Source organism: Roseateles sp., from assembly GCF_047654805.1.
Lineage (GTDB): Bacteria > Pseudomonadota > Gammaproteobacteria > Burkholderiales > Burkholderiaceae_C > Pelomonas.
On the sequence record NZ_JASGIV010000001.1, the window covers coordinates 265,262 to 284,826 of the forward strand.

The window sequence follows — 19,565 nt, forward strand, 5'->3', positions numbered from 1 at the left end:
AGTCCACAAGGAGTCAACATCATGGGTTCATTCAGCATCTGGCACTGGCTGATCGTCCTCGTCGTCGTCATCGCCATCTTTGGCACCAAGAAGCTGCGCAACGTCGGTTCCGACCTGGGCGCCGCGGTGAAGGGTTTCAAGGACGGCATGAAGGACGGCTCGGCCGATGCGCCAGCCACGCCGCCGCAGCAGGTCGGGGCCAGCAAGGCCAACGACCCCAACACGGTCGATGTGGACGCCAAGACCAAGTCCTGAGCCTGACGAGTGCTTGATTTCGGCTTCGACAAGCTCGCGCTGATCGGCGCGGTGGCCTTGATCGTCATTGGCCCCGAGAAGCTGCCCCGTGTCGCCCGCACCGTGGGCACGCTGCTGGGCAAGGCGCAGCGCTACGTGGCCGACGTGAAGGCCGAGGTGAACCGCTCCATCGAGCTGGAGGAGCTTCAGAAGATGAAGTCCCAGTTCGAGACCGCGGCTCGCGACGTCGAGCAGAGCGTGCGCCAGGAAGTGGACTCAGCCACACAGGCGCTGAACCAGACCTGGCAAGACGCCAGCTCAGACGCTTCGTCCTACGAGTCCGGCACCTCGATCGCTGCGCCACTGCCCGAGTACCGGCACCCGAAGAAGAACTGGCGGCTCAAGCGCGGCGCCACGCCGATGTGGTTCAAGCAGAAGGCCGGCGTACGCCGCCATACCCAGTCGGGGGCGGCCCGTGTGGCGCGCTTTCGTCCACCGAAACACTGAGCCATGAGCTCCTTCCAGAAACCCGACCACGACGAACTGGCCGGCACCGAACAGCCCTTCGTCGCCCACCTGATGGAGCTGCGCGACCGGCTGCTGCGCGCCATCATCGCCGTGGCCGTCTGCTTCGGCGCCCTGGCCCTGTACCCTGGCCCGGGCGCGCTTTACGACCTGCTGGCGGCTCCGCTGGTGGCTCACCTGCCGACCGGCACCACGATGATCGCGACCAACGTCATCGCGCCCTTCTTCGTGCCGCTGAAGATCACCATGCTGGCCGGCTTCATGCTGGCGCTGCCCGTCGTGCTCTACCAGGCCTGGGCCTTCGTCGCGCCGGGCCTGTACTCGCATGAGAAGCGCCTGGTGCTGCCGCTGGTCGTGTCCAGCACGCTGCTGTTCTTCGCCGGCGTGGCCTTCTGCTATTTCTTCGTCTTCGGCCAGGTCTTCAAGTTCATCCAGAGCTTCGCGCCCAAGAGCATCACGGCGGCGCCGGACATCGAAGCCTATCTGGGCTTCGTGATGAATATGTTCATCGCTTTCGGTGCCGCCTTCGAGGTGCCGGTCATCGTCGTCGTGCTGGCGCGCATCGGCGTCGTTTCGGTGGACAAGCTGCGTGAATGGCGCGGCTACTTCATCGTCGTCGCCTTCATCGTCGCGGCCGTCATCACACCACCGGACATCGTCTCCCAGTTGGCGCTAGCCATTCCCATGTGCCTGCTCTACGAGCTGGGCCTGTTCGCGGCCGGCTACTTCGTGCGCCACACCAAGGCGCCCGAAGAAGCCGATCAGCCCACCGATCAGTCGTCCTGATCGCGCCGCAGCGGTGGTCGCTGCGCCACGGCGAGCTGGAAGGCCATGGCCTTGCCGCCGCGCTGCACGCCGACCTCGACCGTGCTCCTGGGCTTGAGCGCCGCAACGCTGGTCAGCAGCTCGGCCGGGGTGGTGATGGCGTGCGAGCCGATGCGTGTCAGCAAGTCACCCGGTTTGATGCCGGCGTTGGCTGCGGGCGCCGCCTCGACGACGTTGCCGATGAGCACGCCCTTGGCCTCGCCAAGCTTCAGCATCTCGGCCAGCTCGGGCGTCAGCTCGCGTGTCTGCACGCCGATGTAGCCGCGCGCGACGACGCCGTCCTTCAGCAGCGCGGTGGCCACCTGGCGCGCCACGTCCACGGGAATGGCGAAGCCGATGCCCAGCGAGCCGCCGTTGCGCGAGAAGATGGCCGTGTTGATACCCACAAGCCGTCCGTCGGCATCCACCAGGGCGCCGCCGGAATTGCCGGGGTTGATGGCTGCATCGGTCTGGATGAAGTTCTCGAAGGTGTTGATGCCCAGCTGGCTGCGGCCCAGCGCCGAGACGATGCCCGACGTGACCGTCTGGCCCACGTTGAAAGGGTTGCCTATGGCCAACACGGCGTCGCCCACCTGCAGATTGGCAGCGTCGCCCAGGGGGATGGCGGGCAGGCCGCTCAACTCGATCTTCAGCACGGCGAGATCGGTCTCGGCGTCCGTGCCGACGAGCCTGGCCTCGACCTGGCGGCCGTCGCTGAGCCGCACCTCGATGTCGGATGCACCTTCGACGACATGGTTGTTGGTCAGTAGCACGCCATCGGCCGAGATGATGACACCCGAGCCCAGGCCTTGCTGCGGGGCGTTGCGCGGCTGGCGCGGGCCGAACGGGAAGCCGAACAGCTGCTCGTGGGCACGGCCCACGCGCGACGGCGCCTTGTTGGCCGTGATGCTGACGACGGCCGGAGCCGCGATGTGCGCGGCGTAGGCGAAGCCGGCGCGTACCACTGAGGCGGGCGGGGAGGGGGGCAGGGCGATCTGGTGGGCGGTCTGGGCCGTGACCGCATTCGGTGCTTCGCGCCAGCGGGCCTGCTGCAGCCACTGCGGCTTGAGCGTCGCGACGACGAACACGATGGCTAGGGTCACCGTGACCGCCTGCGCGAAAATCAGCCAGAGCCGTTTCAACACCCCAACATCCTTCTCAAGCCATGACCGATCGCGCCGCGCTGGAACGCAGCCTGAACCAGTTGCTGGAGCCAGCGCGCTTCAAGGATTATGGGCCGAACGGCCTGCAGGTGGAGGGGCGCGAAGACGTCCGCCATTTGGTCTGCGGGGTCACTGCCAGCCTGGCGCTTATCGATGCCGCCATCGCGGCCAAGGCCGACGCCATCCTGGTCCACCATGGCCTGTTCTGGCGTGGCCAGGACGGGCGTGTGACTGGCTGGATGAAGCAGCGCCTTGCCCGGCTGATCCAGCACGACATCAGCCTCTTCGCCTACCACCTGCCTTTGGATGCCCACCCCCTGCTCGGCAACAACGCCCAGCTGGGCGCGAGGCTGGGCTGGGCGGCTGACGGGCGCTTCGGCGACCAGGACCTGGGTTTCACGGCGGCCATCGCGCCGATCGGGCTGGACTTGCTGGCCGTGCAACTGCAGGAGGCGCTGGGCCGCAATGTACTGGCCGTGCCGGGCGACGGCCGCGCGCTGCGCCGCGTGGCCTGGTGCAGCGGCGGCGCGCAAGGCTATTTCGAGGCCGCCATCGCGGCCGGGGCCGACGTCTTCGTCACCGGCGAGATTTCCGAGCCGCAGGCCCACTACGCCCGTGAAACTGGCGTCGCCTTCATCGCGGCTGGCCATCACGCTACAGAGCGCTATGGCGTGCAGGGCGTGGGTGCGCATGTGGCACAGGATCTTGGCCTGAGCTGGCAGTTCATCGACGTGGACAACCCGGCCTGAGCTCCTCGCCTAATGCTGGCCTAACCCGACGGCCCGTGGCGCCGCCTAGCATGCGGCGATGAACTCCTGCCCGTGCTGTCGCCCCTGCAAGGCGACCTCTTCGCTCGTCGTCGCCTCTTGGGGCCCTGGACCCATGCCCTGGTCCGGCGTGTGACGGCGGCGTGGGCAGCGGGGCGGCAGGGCGCATGGAGGCTGGCGTCGCTGCGACGTCGACAGGTGGCCATGGGTGCCGTGCTGCTGGGGCATGCGGCATTGCTGCTGCTGGCCTGGCAGGCACGGCGGCTTCCGGCGAGCCCCGGCAACATGCGCCACGCCATGGAGCTGCGGGTGGTGCCGCCTGCGCTTCGGCCGCGTGAGCGGGTGGCCCGTCCTGAAACCGCGCCGCCAGCGGTGGCGCCCGTCGCTCTTACGTTGATCCTGCCGCCGGCGCTGCCCAGCGTTGCCGAGATGGTGGCTGCGGGCGACGCGGTGTCCCCAGGTGCCTCGGTGGGTGTCGCGGCTGGCTCGCCCGGACTGGCCGCGTCTGGCGGGCGGGGGCTGGACCTCAAGCCCAGCGCAGAGATCCTGCGTGGCGCTTTGGCCAACCCGGCTACGACCGACCCGCGCAGCAACTCGCCCAAGCCCACCTTCGAAGAACGCATCGCGATGGGGCTGGACCCGAGCCTGTGCGTGAAGCTGGAGCGAGATCCTGAGGGACACGTGCGCCGCCGCATGGGGCGCCTGGTCGATGCCTTGTCGCTGCTGCAGGCCTCGCAGGGCGTGGGGGCCAAGGGCGTGAAGGTGTGCGAGTGAATCAGCCCGGAGCGGACAGAGCGTAGTCGACCGCCGCGCGGACGGCCGCCACTTGCGCGGCGTTGCACTGGGAGGGCGTGGCGCGCGGGCTGTCGGGGTAGACCTCGGTGGTCGTCGCGAAGCGGGCACCCGTGATCGCGGCGCAAAGGCCCCACCGGCTGACCGGAAAGTTGATGACGCCAGGCGACTGCAGCTCCGACGCGTTGATCTGCCCATTGGCATCGGGCGGGGCGATGTGGGTGATCGCAGCGACTGCGTCGATGACGGCGCGCTGGAACCCAGGCTGCGGGTGGTCGATGTCGTCGACGAGGTAGAAGCCGTCGGGGATGGTCCCGGGCACGAAATCCTTGCCGTCGCGCGCCGCGAGGGCGGGGCGGAACTCTGATTCGTCCGAGTCGGTCGTCTCGTGCAGGTCGACGTGCATCAGCACGCGACCGCGCAGCGGCGCGAGCAAGCCCACCAGGGCTGCGGACTCGCCAGCGGGGCTGCCTTCTCGGAAGTTACGGTTGGGATCGAGTGCATTCCGGTTCCAGCGCTGCACGCGCTCGTAGGCCCAGGGGCTGATGCAGGGCGCCACCAGCAGGTTGGCGCGCCCCGCCAGATCCTGTCCATGGGCGCGGACGAACTGCAGTGCACCGTGCACGCCGCTGGTTTCATAGCCGTGCACGCCGCCGGTCACGACGAGGACGGGAAGATCCTCTCGCCAGCCGCGACTGCGGACGGCCAGCAGTGGAAAACGCTCGCCGTCATAGTCCAGTGCCCCGTACTCGGCGATGTCGAAGTCCCGCCGCAATGGCTCGATGACCTCCAGCACGTCCCGGACATAGCTGCGGCGCTTGACGAGCTGTGCTCGCCATGCCTGCACCTCGTCGTCGCCCCAGGGCTGGCCAGGGCGGCCTATCGGATAGCTCATGGCCTGGCCTTCTCGCTGGCGATCCAGGCGTTGATGCGTTGCTCCAGCAGTGGCAGCGGCATGGCGCCCTGGTCGATGACTGCGTTGTGGAAGCGTCGCTGGTCGAACCTCGACCCCAACTGCCCTTCGGCCCGTGCGCGCAGCTCCTTGAGCTTCAGCCCGCCCATCATGTAGCTCAGCGCCTGCCCGGGCTGGGCGTAGTAGCGATCCACCTCGGCCGTCATGAAGACGGGATCGTGACCGGTCTGCTCGATCATGTAGGCGATGGCCTTGTCGCGGCTCCAGCCCAGCGCGTGCAGGCCGGTGTCCACGACCAGGCGGGCAGCGCGGAACATCTGCGCCTGCAGGTGGCCGAAGCGTGTGTAGGGGTCGCGGAACAGGCCGATCTGGGGTCCCAGCGTCTCGGCATAAAGCGCCCAACCTTCGCTGAAGACCGAATACTGCGACTGGCGCCGGAAGCTCGGCAGGTCGCTCAGCTCCACCTGGCGCGAGATCTGCAGATGGTGGCCTGGGACGGTTTCGTGGGCCACCAGCGTCTCCATGGCCCACTTGGGCCGACGCTTGAAGGCGATCGCATTGGCGTTGAACCAACCGGCCGTGCTTGCATCCAGCGAAGGGCCGTTGTAGTTGTCGGCCGCGCCCTCGCCGGTGTAGGCCGGCATGGCGCGGATGCCGTAGGGTGAACGCGGCAGCTGTGCGAAGAGCTTGGGCAGCTCGGGGTCGATACGCTTGGCGATGGCTCGGTAGCCGTCCAGCAGCTCGTCGACGGTTTGGTTGAAGAACCTGGGGTCGCTGTAGAGGAATTTCTTGAATGCGGCGAGGTCGCCCTCGAAGCCGGCTTCGGCCTTGACCTTCTCCATTTCGGTGCGCAGGCGCGCGGCCTCGCGCAGGCCCGTGGTGTGGATGTCGCCGGCCGCCAGCGCCAGCGTCACATGGCGCTGGATGAGGGCCTCGTAGACCTTGTCGCCGCCGGGGTAGCCGGACAGCGAGCCGCTGTCAGGCGCCTTGGGTGCCAGTTCGTCCTTGAGTACGGCCAGCAGCTTGCGCTGGGCCGGGTAGAAATGCTCGCGCAACGCAGCCTGGCCCTGGGCCTGGTAGCTGGCCTTGACGCCGGCGTCCACCGCCATGCGGTTGAAGGGTTCGTAGACCGGGCAGCGGGTGACGTCCTCCGGCAACTGGCCCTCGAGCTGGGCGATGGCGCGCGCCAGCACGGGTTTGGATGTGACCCAGCCCAGGGCCAGGCCCTGGCGCAGGATGGCGATCTCCTGGTCCACGCGTGCGGGATAGGCGGCCAGCCGTGCCAGCCACTGCCGGACCTGGGTCTCGTTGTTGACCGGCACGTTGCGTGCGAAGCTGGCCAGCATCGACTGGACCCCGCTCAGCGTGCCCAGCGTCAGCGTGCGCCAGCCAGCGAAACCCTGCAGCGCGACGTCTTGCTGGTAGCGGCTGACGAAGAGCGCCAGCGATACGCGGTCGGTGTCGTTGAGGGGGGCGGTGTCGAGGCCCTGCGCGCGCGTCAGCATGTCTCGGGCGAAGGCGTCGCGTGCGGCGATGGCGGCGGCGGAGCGATCACTGAGCCTGTCGTTGAAGCGCAGGTCGCCCCGCAGCGTGGCCCATTCGGGCGCGGCGCGGGCCTCGGCCTCCCAGGCTTCGTCGAACAGGGCCAGCAAGGCCTGGCGGGCCTTGGCGGCGGTGTCGGCCGTAGTCGCGGCGGGTTTGGGCACCGCAGGCTGGGCGAAGGCGGGAGTCGACAGGTGCAGGCCGGTGATCAGGGCGGCAACGAGGGTCTTGCGCAAGGGGAGTCTCCATGGGACAGGGCCGGGCGGCAGTCTGCCAGCGCGCCGCGGGGGTGATGGAAGAATGGGGCATGACCCCGGAAAACTCCCTAGGCGAAAGGCCCGCGCCCCCTCTCGCCGTCAGCATGGGCGATGCCTGCGGCATCGGTCCCGAGATCATCGCGAGGCTGTGGCAGCGTGATGCGCCGCGGGATGCCGTCGTGATCGGCGACGTGGATGTCATGCGGCGGGCCGCCGCGATCGCCGGTGGGGGGCTCGCGGTGGCGGAGCTGCAGGGGCCGGAGGAAGTGGCACGGGTGCCTGCACGCTGCCTCCCGGTCTGGCAGCCCGAGGCGTTGCCGGTCGATCTGATGGAGGCGCAGCTGGGACAGGTCGATGCCCGGGCCGGTGCTGCGGCCGTGCGCTGCATCGAGGCCGCCGTCGGGCTGATCCAGGCAGGTCGCGCGCGCGGCCTCGTCACGGCGCCCCTGCACAAGGAGGCCCTGCACGCCGCAGGCTCGCCCTACCCGGGCCACACCGAGATGCTGCAGGCGCTGGCCGGCGGCGTGCCGGTACGCATGATGCTGGCCAATGAGGAACTGCGCACGGTGCTCGTCACCATCCACTGCTCGTTGCGCGACGCGATTGCGCGCGTCACGCGGGAGAACGTGCTGGAGACGCTGCGCATCACGGACACCGCGCTCAGGCGCATGGGTCTGGGCGCGCCGCGCATTGCCGTCGCCGGCCTGAACCCGCACGCGGGCGAGGGCGGGCTGTTCGGCGACGAGGAGATTCTGCACATCGCTCCGGCCATTGCCGATGCGCAGGCGCTGGGACTGGACGCGAGCGGCCCGTTCGCACCGGACACCGTCTTCATGCGCGCCCGCCGCGGCGAGTTCGATGTCGTCGTCGCGATGACCCACGACCACGGGCTGATCCCGGTAAAGTACCTTGGCGTGGAGCACGGCGTCAACGTGACGCTGGGCCTGCCCTTCGTGCGCACCAGTCCCGACCATGGCACGGCCTTCGACATCGCCGGCCGTGGTGTTGCCGATCCGTCCAGCCTGGCGGCGGCGCTGGCGATGGCGCGGAGGCTGGCACCCGTGCGTCCAGAGGGCACAGGGCGGGAGATCGCATGAAGAGGCTCATCCAGGCCAGCGTGCTGGCCCTCATGGCCGGCGCCGGCAACAGCTTTGCCGCCGGCCGCGCCGAACTGGTATCCGGTGGCGATCGCCACGAAGTGGTGGTCGCGTTCGACGCGCTGTTCGACACCGAGGGGCGCGTCGCGGAGCTGCGTGCGCACGAGGAGGCGGAACATCCGGCGTCGTTCTGGGCCGGGCTGAGGCAGCGTGTCGCTGGCCTGAAGGTGCCGCCGCCCCGCAGTCCATCAGGGCGGCCAGCCGCATTGCGCACCGGGCTCTACATCACCCTTGAGGTGATGCGGGGCGATCAGGAAGGGAAGGTCAGGATCATCGGCATGGATGTCCGGCCGCTGGTGATCCGGCGGGACTACGCGGGCTATCCCCTGGACGTTGGGCAGTCGGCGGGCTGGGGCGGTGCCGTTGAGGCCGAGTGCCTGGTCGACACGGCCGGTCGTTGCGGCGAGGTGAAGGTCAAGGCGCTGCCCGGCATGCCGCCCTCGGTGCTGCGCTGGGCCGCGGCCACGCTGGCGCTGTGGGAGTTCCGGCCGCCGCAGTACGACGGCGAGTCCATCGCGGCGTCGTTCAGGCAGTCCTTCCAGCTGAGCACGGCGGACGATGCGCCGGTGGAGTTCCGCTACCGCGGCAGCGGCAACGCGCCTTTTCGCTGGTAGGGCTCAGCGGGTCCCGCCGAGTGCTGCCAGCTGCGCTCGGGCGCGCGCCGTGGCGCGCTCCAGCAGATGGCCATGCTCGTAGGCGCGCAGGCGGCCGGCTTCGCAGAGCTTCTTCAACATGCGCGCGGTCATCGTCACCGTCTCCTGATGGCGGTTGCCATGCGTGAAGATGAAGAAGCTGCGGCCGGCGCTGACATGGGCCAGGCGCATCTTCTGCCACTGCTCTCCGGTGTGCATCTGGTACGCGAAGCCGAGCTGCAGGTTGTCCATGAGCAGCGCGCCGCTGGCGGGCTCGGCAGGGCTCTCGGCGGCGGGCAGGCCATCGATGGAGATGTCCACGGCCTGCAGCGGTTCGGCCGCAGCGGCTGCGTCGTTGCCCGACAGGTCGAGATCCAGCGCGCCGTTCCAGTCGACGCCGGATTCCTCCACCAGGCCCAGGCTCTTGGCCTCGGCCGGCGTCAGGCGTTGGCTGGCGTCCAGCTCGCCGGGCGCGGTCTCGCCGGCCACGGGCTTGGCAAGGTCCGCCTCCACCGGTGGCGCGACGCCGAAGATCTGGTCGAGCTGCTTGATGAGCAGGTTGGTGTCCAGGGCGCTTGGTGCCTGGCCCTTCAGCGATTCGGCGTGGGCGGGCAGCAGGGCGCCGAAGAAGTCCTTGCGCGGCACGTCCGGCCAGCGGATCAGGTCCATGCCCTCGTTGAGGGTGCGCATCAGGTTGGGCAGCTCGCGCAAGAAGTCCGAGCGCGCCGCGGTGCCGCCCTTGGGCTGAACGCTCATGACGAGGCTGCGGCCGAGCTGGCGCAGGCGCAGCGCCCGCTCAGGGGCGCCTTCACGTGACGCCAGCACGATGGCCTGGCTCCATACCTGGGCCAGGAAGCTGCGCAGGAATTCCTGCATCGGCACCTTGGCCAGCTGCTGCTGCAGCTGCAGCGCATAGCGTTGCTGCAGCCGCAGGTCGGTCTCGCGGCGCTCGACGACCGCGGCGGCGTCGCCCGCCGCCTTCAGCGTGTTGCGCGTCTGCTCGGCGATGAAGGCTTCGAGGTCGTCCAGCTTGGCCGTATAGACGTCCATGTGGTCGAAGTCGCCCTGCGCGACGTCCTGCACCAGATCGCGGATGTGGGCCAGGAAGGAGCGGCCCGGGTCGTCGCTGAAGTCGTCGAAGGCGCAGGCCAGCGAGGCAATGCGGTTGACGAACTGGCGCACTGGATGGCGGCGCGAGGAGAAGAAGGTCTCGTCGCCCAGCGCCACGCGCAGCACGGGCAGTTGCAGCCGGGCCAGCAGGCGCGCCATCTGCGGTGGCACCTTGGGGTCGGACAGGATCTGGTCGAACAGGCCGGCGACGACGTCGATGACCATGTGATCCAGCCGCCCTGTCGCGAGCTGGCGGAGTTCGTCACGGTGCTGGTGAATGAGGTTGGCCGGCAGCGGCAGCTGGCCCCAGGCACTGGGCTCGCCGCTGAGCGTGTCCAGGCCCATGCGCCCGGAGTTGCCGCTGTCGTAGCCATCGCCGCCACCCGGTGTGTGGGCGAGCCTGCGCAGCAGGTCCATCATCTGCGGGTCGACGCGGCCGATGCCACCCGAACCGCGGCCACCGAAGCCACTGGTGCGGCCGCTCCCGCCGCCGCCACCACCACCGCTGCCAAAGCCGCTGCGGCTGCCGCGGCCCAGCCCACCATGGCCGGAGCCTCCATAGCCGCCGCCGCGAGTGGACATGTCGCCATGGCTGGAGTCCAGCTCGCTGGACTGGGAGCCTCCGCCCAGGCCGCCGTGGCGCGACCCGCCATTGGGTGTTGCGCGTACGCGCAGATCCTGGGGGCGCAGCCCGCGCGAGCGCAGCAACTCGGCGATGTCGGCATAGCAGGCCCGCATCTCCTGCGCCAGCGCGCGGGTCAGCTCGTCGGTCAGCGTCTGGCGCGTCTGGGGGTCATCGGTGATGCTCTGGACGGCGTCCAGCAGGCCTTGTGCAACCAGCTCGGGGCGCAGCGGGTTGCGTTCGCCGATCTGGATGCTGGAAACATAGGATTCGACCTCGCGCAGTTCCCATTCGCAATGATGGCCGATGGCCAGGCCGATGCGGTCTGCGGCCACCAGGTTGTTGACCTGGTCGTCGTCCATGAGCGAGAGCTCGCCCCAGTCCTTCTTGGCCGCGGGGGCCGCCGCCGGCCGCGTCTCCGCCTGCTCGGCGGCGACCTGACGGCGCAGGCTCTGCACGAAACGCTGCGAGAACACGGCCTGTTGCTGGCGGAACACGAACTGGGCCGCCAGCAGTGCATCCCGGCGCTTGATCTGGCCCGCGGACAGGGCCGACAGCCCAAGGCCTTCCGCGCAGCGCTCGGCCGCCTGCTCGCCCGCAAGGCGGATGCGGGTCAGCGAGGCTTCAAGGTGCGGGTTCAGGCGTATCTCGGGCGCGTTCATCAAGAAAATGGCACGGGAGGCTTCGAAAGTATCGCGCTTGCAACAAGCTGGGGTTTTCCGCGGGGTGCCAAATTGGTGGCAAAAAAAAGCCCGGTAACCATTGCTTACCGGGCGCGGAGCGGGGTGAGAGCTTAGCGCTTCAGCGAATCGCGGATTTCACGGAGCAACTGGATGTCTTCCGGCGTCGCCGGCGGCTCGGCCGGCGCCGGCGCGGCTTCAGGCTCGCGCTTCAGCCGATTGATCTGCTTGATCATCAGGAAGATGACGAAGGCCAGAATGATGAAGTTCAGGGAAACCGTGATGAAGCTGCCATAGGCCAGCACGGCGCCTTGCTTCTTGGCGTCGGCCAGCGTTGCGGCCGTCTGGCCCGCCAGCGGGATGAAGTAGTTGCTGAAATCCAGTCCGCCAAAGATCTTGCTGACCACCGGCATGATGACGTCCCCGACCAGGGAGTCGACGATCTTGCCAAAGGCGCCGCCGATGATCACGCCGACCGCGAGGTCGACGACATTGCCTTTGACGGCGAACTCCTTGAACTCGGAAAAGAAACTCATGCGCGCTCCTGCTGGATGAAACCGGGAGATGGATCTTGCCATGTTGGAGCCAAGTCCAAAGGGCCAGAAGGCGGGTAAACCTGTGGTTGGCGCCGCCGCCGCAGGCCGGGCGCCGGGTAAGCGTCCGTTAGAATCCCGGGCTGCCCCTGATCAGAAGTCTCTTTAGAGGACCCTCATGAGTGACCAGCAAGTGGACCAAGGCAAGCGCACCTGGTTGATCGCGACCAGCTGTGCCGGCGCCGTTGGTGGCGTTGCGACCGCCGTGCCCTTCGTCAGCACCTTCGCGCCCAGCGAGCGCGCCAAGGCTGCCGGCGCACCGGTCGAAGTGGACATCTCCGGCATCAAGCCGGGCGAGAAGCTGACCGTCGAATGGCGCGGCAAGCCCGTCTGGATCGTCCGCCGCACGGCCGAACAAGTCGAGGCGCTGAAGAAGAACGACAGCCAGCTGGCCGACCCCAACTCTGATCGCAAGGCCTATCCCACGCCCGACTACGCGAAGAACGAGTGGCGCTCGATCAAGCCCGAGTACTTCGTCGCCGTGGGCATCTGCTCGCACCTGGGCTGCTCGCCCAGCGACAAGTTCGTCGCCGGCGCGCAACCCTCGCTGCCGGACGACTGGAATGGCGGCTTCCTGTGCCCCTGCCACGGCTCGACCTTCGACATGGCCGGCCGGGTCTTCAAGAACAAGCCCGCACCCGACAACCTCGAGGTGCCGCCCCACATGTACCTCTCCGACGCCAAGCTGCTGATCGGCGAGGACAAGAAGGCCTAACGAGAACAAACGGGACGACACATGGCTGAATTCAAGGAAGCTCCCGCAGGCGCCTCGGTGGGCGTGAAGACCATGACCTGGCTGGAGAACCGGTTCCCGACCGCGTTCGACGCCTACAAGGTCCACATGTCGGAGTACTACGCGCCGAAGAACTTCAACTGGTGGTACATCTTCGGTTCGCTGGCCCTGCTGGTACTGGTGATCCAGATCGTCACCGGCATCTTCCTCGTGATGCACTACAAGCCGGACGCAGGCCTTGCCTTCGCGTCGGTCGAGTACATCATGCGCGACGTGCCCTGGGGCTGGCTGATCCGCTACATGCACAGCACGGGCGCCTCGGCCTTCTTCGTGGTCGTCTATCTGCACATGTTCCGCGGCCTGATCTACGGCAGCTACCGCAAGCCGCGCGAGCTGGTCTGGATCTTCGGCTGTGCGATCTTCCTTTGTCTGATGGCCGAGGCCTTCATGGGCTACCTGCTGCCGTGGGGCCAGATGTCCTACTGGGGCGCCCAGGTGATCGTGAACCTGTTCGCGGCCGTGCCCTTCGTCGGCCCGGACCTGGCGCTGATGATCCGCGGCGACTACGTCGTCGGCGATGCCACGCTGAACCGCTTCTTCAGTTTCCACGTCATCGCCGTGCCGCTGGTGCTGCTGGGTCTCGTGGTGGCTCACCTGCTGGCGCTGCACGACGTGGGTTCCAACAACCCCGACGGCGTCGAGATCAAGAAGGGCCCCAAGGATGCCGCCGGCCGCCCGCTGGACGGCGTGCCCTTCCATCCGTTCTACACGGTGCACGACATCTACGGGGTCTGCCTGTTCCTGATGGCATTCACCGCCATCGTCTTCTTCGCGCCGGAACTGGGCGGCTACTTCTTGGAGTACAACAACTTCATCCCGGCCGATCCTCTGAAGACGCCGGCCCACATCGCCCCGGTCTGGTACTTCACGCCGTTCTACTCGATGTTGCGCGCCACGACTGACGTGATGGTCAATGTGCTGTGCGGCGTCGTTGCCGTGGCGGCCATCGTGAGCTTCCTGAAGGGCAAGTTTGGCGGCTCCGCCAAGATCGCCTTGCTGGTGGCGGCAGCCGTGCTGATCTTCCTGCTCAAGGTCTTCGACGCGAAGTTCTGGGGCGTGGTGGTCATGGGTGGCGCCGTCGTGATCCTGTTCTTCCTGCCGTGGCTGGACCACAGCCCGGTGAAGTCCATCCGCTACCGCCCCGACTGGCACAAGTACGTGTATGCGGTGTTCGTCGTGTTCTTCCTGGTGCTCGGCTATCTGGGTATCCAGCCGCCGAGCGACATGGGCACCCTGGTTGCCCAGGCCGGCACGCTGTTCTACTTCGGCTTCTTCCTGCTGATGCCGTGGTGGAGCCGTCTGGGTACGCCCAAGGCCGTGCCCGACCGTGTGACCTTCCACGCCCACTGAGCCGCGGAGCAAGAACTCAAATGAAAAAGCTGATTGCCATTCTGCTGGCTTCGCTGAGCCTGGCCGGTGCCGCCCACGCATCCAGCGGCGGCATTGAATGGGACAAGTTCCCCAAGGAGAAGATGTCGGACATGGCCGCGCTGCAGCATGGCGCCAAGCTGTTCGTCAACTACTGCCTGAACTGCCACTCGGCCGCCTACATGCGCTACAACCGCATGCGCGACATCGGGCTGTCCGAGGCCGACATCAAGAACAACCTGCTGTTCGCGGCCGACAAGGTCGGCGAAACGATGAAGGTCAGCCTGGATGCGAAGGACGCCAAGGCCTTTTTCGGCGCCAACCCGCCCGACCTGACCGTCATCGCCCGCTCGCGCGCCGACGGCGCCAAGGGCTCGGGTGCGGACTACCTGTACACCTACATGCGGAACTTCTACCGCGACGACACCAAGGCCACGGGTTGGAACAACCTGGCCTTCCCCAGCGTCGCGATGCCGCATGTGATGTGGGAGCTGCAGGGCCAGCGTGCCGCCAAGTTCGAGGAGGTCGCGGACCCCCACGACCCCGAGAAGAAAGCCCACGTTTTCGCCGGCTACCAACAGCTGACGCCCGGCTCGCTGAACGAGCGCCAGTACGACGAGGCTGTGGCCGATCTGGTCGCCTATCTTCAGTGGATGGGCGAGCCGGCCCAGGGCCAGCGCTTCCAGTTGGGCGTTCTCGTGCTGATCTTCCTCGGCTTCCTGACCGTGTTTGCATGGCGTCTGAACGCTGCCTACTGGAAAGACGTGAAGTAAACGTGCAAGTCCCGGTGCTGCCCACCAGGCAGTGCCGAAACACGCAGTGGGGAAGGCATTCAGCCACCCACTGCGTTTGCTTTTTGCGCGGCGGCCCGCCGCGTGTTTTGATTGACTGACCCCTCGGGAGCCCAAGCCATGATGGTCCTCTACTCCGGTACCACCGACCCCTACTCGCACCGCTGCCGTTTTGTGCTGTTCGAGAAAGGCATGGACTTCGAGATCCGCGACGTTGACCTGTTCGCGAAGCCTGAAGACATCGCACTGATGAACCCGTACAACGAGGTGCCCATCCTCGTCGAGCGCGACCTCATCCTGTACGAATCGCACATCATCAACGAGTACATCGACGAGCGCTTCCCGCATCCGCAGCTGATGCCCGGCGACCCGGTCGCCCGTGCCCGCGTGCGCCTGTTCCTGCTGAACTTCGAGAAGGAGCTGTTCGCGCACGTGAACGTCCTCGAAGGCCGCGGCACGACCACCAAGGCAACGGACAAGCAGCTCGAGAAGGCTCGTTCGCAGATCCGCGACCGCCTGACCCAGCTCGCGCCGATCTTCCTGAAGAACAAGTACATGCTGGGCGACGACTTCTCGATGCTCGACGTGGCCATCGCCCCGTTGCTGTGGCGTCTGGACTACTACGGCATCGACATGTCCAAGAACGCGCTGCCGCTGCTGAAGTACGCCGAGCGCATCTTCAGCCGTCCGGCCTATATCGAGGCGCTGACGCCGTCCGAGAAGGTCATGCGCCGCTGATGGAACAGACCCCCGCTTCCGGTGGCGCAGGTGGGGGTACGTCCACCCGCCCCTACCTGATCCGAGCGCTGCACGACTGGTGTACGGACAACGGCTTCACGCCCTACATCGCGGTCCACGTCGACCGCTCGGTGCAGGTGCCGATGGAGTACGTGTCCAACCACGAGATCGTGCTCAACATCGGCTTCGACGCGACCAGCGGGCTGGACCTCGGCAACGACTTCATCCAGTTCAAGGCCCGCTTCGGCGGTGTCGCGCGCGAGATCATCGTGCCGGTGGACCATGTCGTGGCGATCTACGCTCGCGAGAACGGGCAGGGCATGGCCTTTCCGGCGCCGGAGCCGCTGGCGGAAGGCGCTGCGACAGGCGCAGCTCCGCAGCCCGCCGGCCCTGCTCCGCAGGAGCCGCGCCGCAGCGGCCTGCGCCTGGCGAGCGAAGCCAGCGACGACGAGGGCGACGACGCTCCGCCACCGCCGGACGCACCCAGTGGCGGCCCGCGGCCTTCGCTGAAACGGGTGAAGTGACCGCCTACAATCGCATCCTGTTTTCGCCGGCTTAGCTCAGTTGGTAGAGCAACCGCCTTGTAAGCGGTAGGTCATCAGTTCGAATCCGATAGCCGGCACCAAAAAGAGAACCCACTGCCTCGCGGCAGTGGGTTTCTCATTTCTGGGCCAGCTTGACGCGGATGCGGCTGGCCAATCCGGCCTGCGCCAGCAAGGCTTCAAGCCGGGGCAGCAGGTGCCGCAGCTTGGCGGCCACGGCCGCATTGGCGACCAGCAGGCTCCAGCCATCCTCGTCGAGCGGCCCGGGCTGGATGCTCGCCAGTAGATTGCCCGGCAGGGCGGGCGCGATGACGCGCAGCCGTCGCCGCGAGGCCTCAAGGCGCGCACTGAGCTGGTTCAGGCCCTCATGGGCGCGCAAGGCTTGCGCCACCGGCGTGGGCGACGGCACGGAGGCGCGCACGCGCTTGGGGGCCAGGTAGCGGGGCGCTGAGGACATGGCCGCAGTGTAGTGAGGCGGCCGGCTCCGGCCATGGCCCACTGCTAAACTGCGCCGTTTTGCGCGGCCAGGCAAGCCCGCCTTGCATTGCTTCGCCACGCCCCCAGATTCGCGCCTTCTACCGGCCCGGCCGGCCCCGCCCACGCCAGCCAGCACTCTATTTCGCAGCATGTTGCCCAAGCTTCTCACCTCGATTTTCGGTAGCCGCAACGAGCGTCTGCTCAAGCAGTACCGCCGCACCGTGCAGCAGATCAACGCGCTGGAGCCGAAGTACGAGGCGCTCAGCGACGACGAACTGCGCGCCCAGACGGCAGAGTTCAAGCAGCGCATCGCCGATGGCGCGACGGTGGACGACATCCTGCCCGAGGCCTTCGCCGTCTGCCGCGAAGGCAGCAAGCGTGCGCTGAAGATGCGCCACTTCGACGTGCAGCTGATCGGCGGCATGGTGCTGAATGCCGGCAAGGTGGCCGAAATGCGCACCGGTGAAGGCAAGACGTTGATGGCGACGCTGCCCGTCTACCTGAATGCGCTGACCGGCAAGGGCGTTCATGTCGTCACGGTGAACGACTATCTGGCGCGGCGTGACGCCGAGTGGATGGGCAAGCTCTACAACTTCCTCGGCCTGTCGGTGGGCATCAACCTGCCCAACATGCCGCGGGAGGAGAAGCAGGCCGCCTACGCCGCCGACGTCACCTACGGCACCAACAACGAGTACGGCTTCGACTATCTGCGCGACAACATGGTCTACGAGACGGCCGACCGCGTGCAGCGCGGCCTGTCCTACGCCATCGTCGACGAGGTGGACTCCATCCTCATCGACGAGGCGCGCACGCCGCTGATCATCTCTGGCCAGGCTGACGACCACACCGATGTCTACCTGCGCATCAACGCCGTCGTGCCGCAGCTGAAAAAGCAGATCGGTGAGTTGGATCCGCGCACCGGCGAGGGCGTCATCGAGCCGGGCGACTTTACGGTGGACGAGAAGTCGCACCAGATCCACCTGACCGAGGATGGCCACGAGGTGGCCGAGCGCCTGCTGACCCAGGCAGGCCTGATCCCCGAGGGCGCCAGCCTGTACGACGCGGCCAACATCACGCTGATGCATCACCTGAATGCAGCGCTGCGGGCCCATCACGTCTATCACAAGGACCAGAGCTACGTCGTGCAGAACGGCGAGGTCATCATCGTCGACGAGTTCACCGGCCGCCTGATGTCGGGCCGACGCTGGAGCGATGGCCTGCACCAGGCCGTCGAGGCCAAGGAGGGCGTGGCCATTCAGGCTGAGAACCAGACGCTGGCCTCCATCACCTTCCAGAACTACTTCCGCATGTACGGCAAGCTGTCCGGCATGACGGGCACGGCTGACACCGAGGCCTACGAGTTCCAGGAAATCTACGGCCTGGAAACGGTCGTCATCCCGCCGAACCGCCCGACCATCCGCAAGGACGAGCTGGACCTGGTCTACAAGACCGACAAGGAAAAGTACAACGCCGTCATCGAGGACATCCGCGCCTGCCATGAGCGCGGCCAGCCGGTGCTGGTGGGCACGACGTCCATCGAGAACTCGGAGCTGATCTCGAAGCTGTTGCAGGCGGCCAAGCTGCCGCACAACGTGCTGAACGCCAAGCAGCACGCCAAGGAAGCCGAGATCGTCGCGCAGGCCGGCCGGCCGGGTGTCATCACCATCGCGACCAACATGGCCGGCCGCGGCACGGACATCGTGCTGGGTGGCAACGTCGAGAAGCAGATCCAGTTCATCGAGGCTGACGAGGCCATCCCCGCCGACGAGAAGGCGCGCCGCATCCAGCAGCTCAAGGACGAGTGGCAGGGCCTGCACGACAAGGTGCGCGCCGAGGGCGGCCTGCGCATCATTGCGACCGAGCGCCACGAAAGCCGCCGCATCGACAACCAGCTGCGCGGCCGTGCCGGCCGCCAGGGCGACCCGGGCTCCTCGCGCTTCTACCTGTCGCTGGACGACCAGCTGATGCGCATCTTCGCCGGCGAGCGCGTGCGCGCCATCATGGACCGGCTCAAGATGCCCGAAGGCGAGGCCATCGAGGCAGGCATCGTCACGCGCAGCATCGAAGGCGCCCAGCGCAAGGTCGAGGCCCGCAACTTCGACATCCGCAAGCAGCTGCTGGAGTACGACGACGTCTCCAACGACCAGCGCAAGGTCATCTACCAGCAGCGCAACGACATCCTCGAGGCCGAGACCCTCATCGCACAGATCGCGTCGCTGCGCGAATCGACGCTGACCGACGTCGTGCGCACGTTCGTGCCGGCTGAAAGCCTGGAAGAACAGTGGGACCTGCCAGGCCTGGAGCAGGTGCTCAAGGGCGAGTGGCAGATCGAGCTTTCGCTGGCCGAGCTGGTCAAGAAAAGCGACTCCATCAATGACGAGGAAATCGTCGAGGCCGTCGTCAAGGCGGGCGACGAGCAGTTCCAGAGCAAGCTGGACCGTGTCGGCATCGAGCAGTTCAATCCCTTCATGCGCATGGTGCTGCTGCAAAGCATCGACCAGCGCTGGCGCGAGCACCTCGCGGCGCTGGACTACCTGCGCCAGGGCATCCACCTGCGCGGCTACGCCCAGAAGAACCCCAAGCAGGAGTACAAGCGCGAAGCTTTCGAGCTGTTCTCTCAGCTGCTGGACCTCGTGAAGATGGAGGTCACCCGCACGCTGCTGAACGTGCGCATCCAGAGCCAGGAGGAGGCCGACCGCGCCGCGGAAGCCATCGAGCGCCGTGCCGAGGCCGTGTCCAACGTGACCTACCAGCACCCCAACGAGGACGGCTCGGTCAGCCAGGAAGTCGATCCGGCGACGCTGCTGCAGCAGTACGGCCATGTCGGCCGCAACGACCCCTGCCCCTGCGGCAGCGGCAAGAAGTTCAAGCTCTGCCACGGCAAGCTGGCCTGATCCGGCTGTCGCGAGTGCCTCACGGGCCGGCTTGCCGGCCCGTTTTTCATGGAGCACCCCCGCCCATCCAGGGGGTTAGACGTGAGTTTGCGCACGAACTGACCCCTGGGCCACGCGCATGGGGGGTGCTCGCCGGAGGCTCGCCCCCCTAGAGTGCAGTCCCAGATGGCC

19 protein-coding genes and 1 tRNA gene are annotated in these 19,565 nt (G+C 67.3%); 14 read left to right on the plus strand and 6 right to left on the minus strand.

Features of this window, described 5'->3' with window-relative positions; translation table 11 throughout:
- Positions 1-21: 21 nt before the first annotated feature.
- The 3 genes from tatA to tatC are packed head-to-tail and all read left to right on the plus strand — an operon-like array spanning position 22 to position 1,545.
- Positions 22-255: a Sec-independent protein translocase subunit TatA gene (gene tatA / locus QM732_RS01225; RefSeq protein WP_415654397.1), complete on the plus strand. Its 234-nt coding sequence runs from the start codon at positions 22-24 to the stop codon at positions 253-255.
- Between the two features lie 9 nt (positions 256-264).
- Positions 265-741, plus strand: a complete 477-nt coding sequence (tatB, locus tag QM732_RS01230; RefSeq protein WP_415654398.1) for a Sec-independent protein translocase protein TatB — start codon at positions 265-267, stop codon at positions 739-741.
- 3 nt (positions 742-744) lie between these two features.
- On the plus strand, positions 745-1,545 hold the full coding sequence (tatC, locus tag QM732_RS01235; RefSeq protein ID WP_415654399.1) for a twin-arginine translocase subunit TatC: 801 nt from the start codon (positions 745-747) through the stop codon (positions 1,543-1,545).
- Here the strand turns inward: tatC and QM732_RS01240 are convergent.
- Positions 1,533-2,708, minus strand: coding sequence for a S1C family serine protease (locus QM732_RS01240; protein WP_415654400.1), 1,176 nt, complete (start codon positions 2,706-2,708; stop codon positions 1,533-1,535). The two genes, tatC and QM732_RS01240, sit on opposite strands and share 13 nt — an antisense overlap.
- A gap of 20 nt (positions 2,709-2,728) precedes the next feature.
- Here QM732_RS01240 and QM732_RS01245 point away from each other — a divergent pair, with 20 nt between their 5' ends.
- Positions 2,729-3,475: a Nif3-like dinuclear metal center hexameric protein gene (locus QM732_RS01245; RefSeq protein WP_415654401.1), complete on the plus strand. Its 747-nt coding sequence runs from the start codon at positions 2,729-2,731 to the stop codon at positions 3,473-3,475.
- Positions 3,476-3,697: 222 nt separating this feature from the next.
- Positions 3,698-4,267, plus strand: coding sequence for a hypothetical protein (locus QM732_RS01250; RefSeq protein WP_415654402.1), 570 nt, complete (start codon positions 3,698-3,700; stop codon positions 4,265-4,267).
- A gap of 1 nt (position 4,268) precedes the next feature.
- Here QM732_RS01250 and QM732_RS01255 read toward each other — a convergent pair whose 3' ends face one another.
- Both QM732_RS01255 and QM732_RS01260 read right to left on the minus strand, forming a co-directional pair.
- On the minus strand, positions 4,269-5,180 hold the full coding sequence (locus tag QM732_RS01255; protein ID WP_415654403.1) for a M14 family metallocarboxypeptidase: 912 nt from the start codon (positions 5,178-5,180) through the stop codon (positions 4,269-4,271).
- On the minus strand, positions 5,177-6,976 hold the full coding sequence (locus QM732_RS01260) for a DUF885 domain-containing protein (RefSeq protein ID WP_415654404.1): 1,800 nt from the start codon (positions 6,974-6,976) through the stop codon (positions 5,177-5,179). The genes QM732_RS01255 and QM732_RS01260 overlap by 4 nt, the downstream gene beginning before the upstream one ends.
- A 71-nt stretch (positions 6,977-7,047) precedes the next feature.
- Here QM732_RS01260 and pdxA point away from each other — a divergent pair, with 71 nt between their 5' ends.
- Both pdxA and QM732_RS01270 read left to right on the plus strand, forming a co-directional pair.
- Positions 7,048-8,094: a 4-hydroxythreonine-4-phosphate dehydrogenase PdxA gene (gene pdxA / locus QM732_RS01265; RefSeq protein WP_415654405.1), complete on the plus strand. Its 1,047-nt coding sequence runs from the start codon at positions 7,048-7,050 to the stop codon at positions 8,092-8,094.
- On the plus strand, positions 8,091-8,768 hold the full coding sequence (locus QM732_RS01270; RefSeq protein WP_415654406.1) for a hypothetical protein: 678 nt from the start codon (positions 8,091-8,093) through the stop codon (positions 8,766-8,768). The genes pdxA and QM732_RS01270 overlap by 4 nt, the downstream gene beginning before the upstream one ends.
- 3 nt (positions 8,769-8,771) lie before the next feature.
- Here QM732_RS01270 and QM732_RS01275 read toward each other — a convergent pair whose 3' ends face one another.
- Together QM732_RS01275 and mscL are read right to left on the minus strand one after the other, a co-directional pair.
- Entirely contained in the window at positions 8,772-11,180 is a 2,409-nt protein-coding gene (locus tag QM732_RS01275) for a DUF1631 family protein (protein WP_415654407.1), read from the minus strand.
- Between the two features lie 131 nt (positions 11,181-11,311).
- On the minus strand, positions 11,312-11,734 hold the full coding sequence (mscL, locus tag QM732_RS01280) for a large conductance mechanosensitive channel protein MscL (RefSeq protein WP_415654408.1): 423 nt from the start codon (positions 11,732-11,734) through the stop codon (positions 11,312-11,314).
- A 175-nt stretch (positions 11,735-11,909) separates the two neighbouring features.
- Between mscL and petA the strand changes: the two genes are divergently transcribed.
- The 6 genes from petA to QM732_RS01310 all read left to right on the plus strand — a co-directional run bounded on the left by petA (position 11,910) and on the right by QM732_RS01310 (position 16,106).
- Positions 11,910-12,506 carry a ubiquinol-cytochrome c reductase iron-sulfur subunit gene (gene petA / locus QM732_RS01285; protein WP_415654409.1) on the plus strand — a complete coding sequence of 199 codons (597 nt, stop codon included), beginning with the start codon at positions 11,910-11,912 and terminating at the stop codon, positions 12,504-12,506.
- Between the two features lie 21 nt (positions 12,507-12,527).
- Positions 12,528-13,934, plus strand: a complete 1,407-nt coding sequence (locus tag QM732_RS01290) for a cytochrome b (RefSeq protein ID WP_415654410.1) — start codon at positions 12,528-12,530, stop codon at positions 13,932-13,934.
- Positions 13,935-13,954: 20 nt separating this feature from the next.
- Entirely contained in the window at positions 13,955-14,725 is a 771-nt protein-coding gene (locus QM732_RS01295) for a cytochrome c1 (protein ID WP_415654411.1), read from the plus strand.
- 138 nt (positions 14,726-14,863) lie between these two features.
- A complete protein-coding gene (locus tag QM732_RS01300) occupies positions 14,864-15,481 on the plus strand; it encodes a glutathione S-transferase N-terminal domain-containing protein (protein WP_348013759.1) in 618 nt (205 codons plus the stop codon).
- A complete protein-coding gene (locus QM732_RS01305; RefSeq protein ID WP_415654412.1) occupies positions 15,481-16,005 on the plus strand; it encodes a ClpXP protease specificity-enhancing factor in 525 nt (174 codons plus the stop codon). Before QM732_RS01300 ends, QM732_RS01305 begins: the two co-directional genes overlap by 1 nt.
- A 25-nt stretch (positions 16,006-16,030) precedes the next feature.
- Positions 16,031-16,106, plus strand: a tRNA-Thr gene (locus QM732_RS01310).
- 35 nt (positions 16,107-16,141) lie between these two features.
- Here the strand turns inward: QM732_RS01310 and QM732_RS01315 are convergent.
- A complete protein-coding gene (locus QM732_RS01315) occupies positions 16,142-16,480 on the minus strand; it encodes a hypothetical protein (RefSeq protein WP_415654413.1) in 339 nt (112 codons plus the stop codon).
- A gap of 169 nt (positions 16,481-16,649) precedes the next feature.
- On the opposite strand from QM732_RS01315, the gene secA reads away from it, so the two are divergent.
- Positions 16,650-19,394: a preprotein translocase subunit SecA gene (gene secA, locus QM732_RS01320; RefSeq protein WP_415654414.1), complete on the plus strand. Its 2,745-nt coding sequence runs from the start codon at positions 16,650-16,652 to the stop codon at positions 19,392-19,394.
- Positions 19,395-19,565 lie beyond the last annotated feature (171 nt).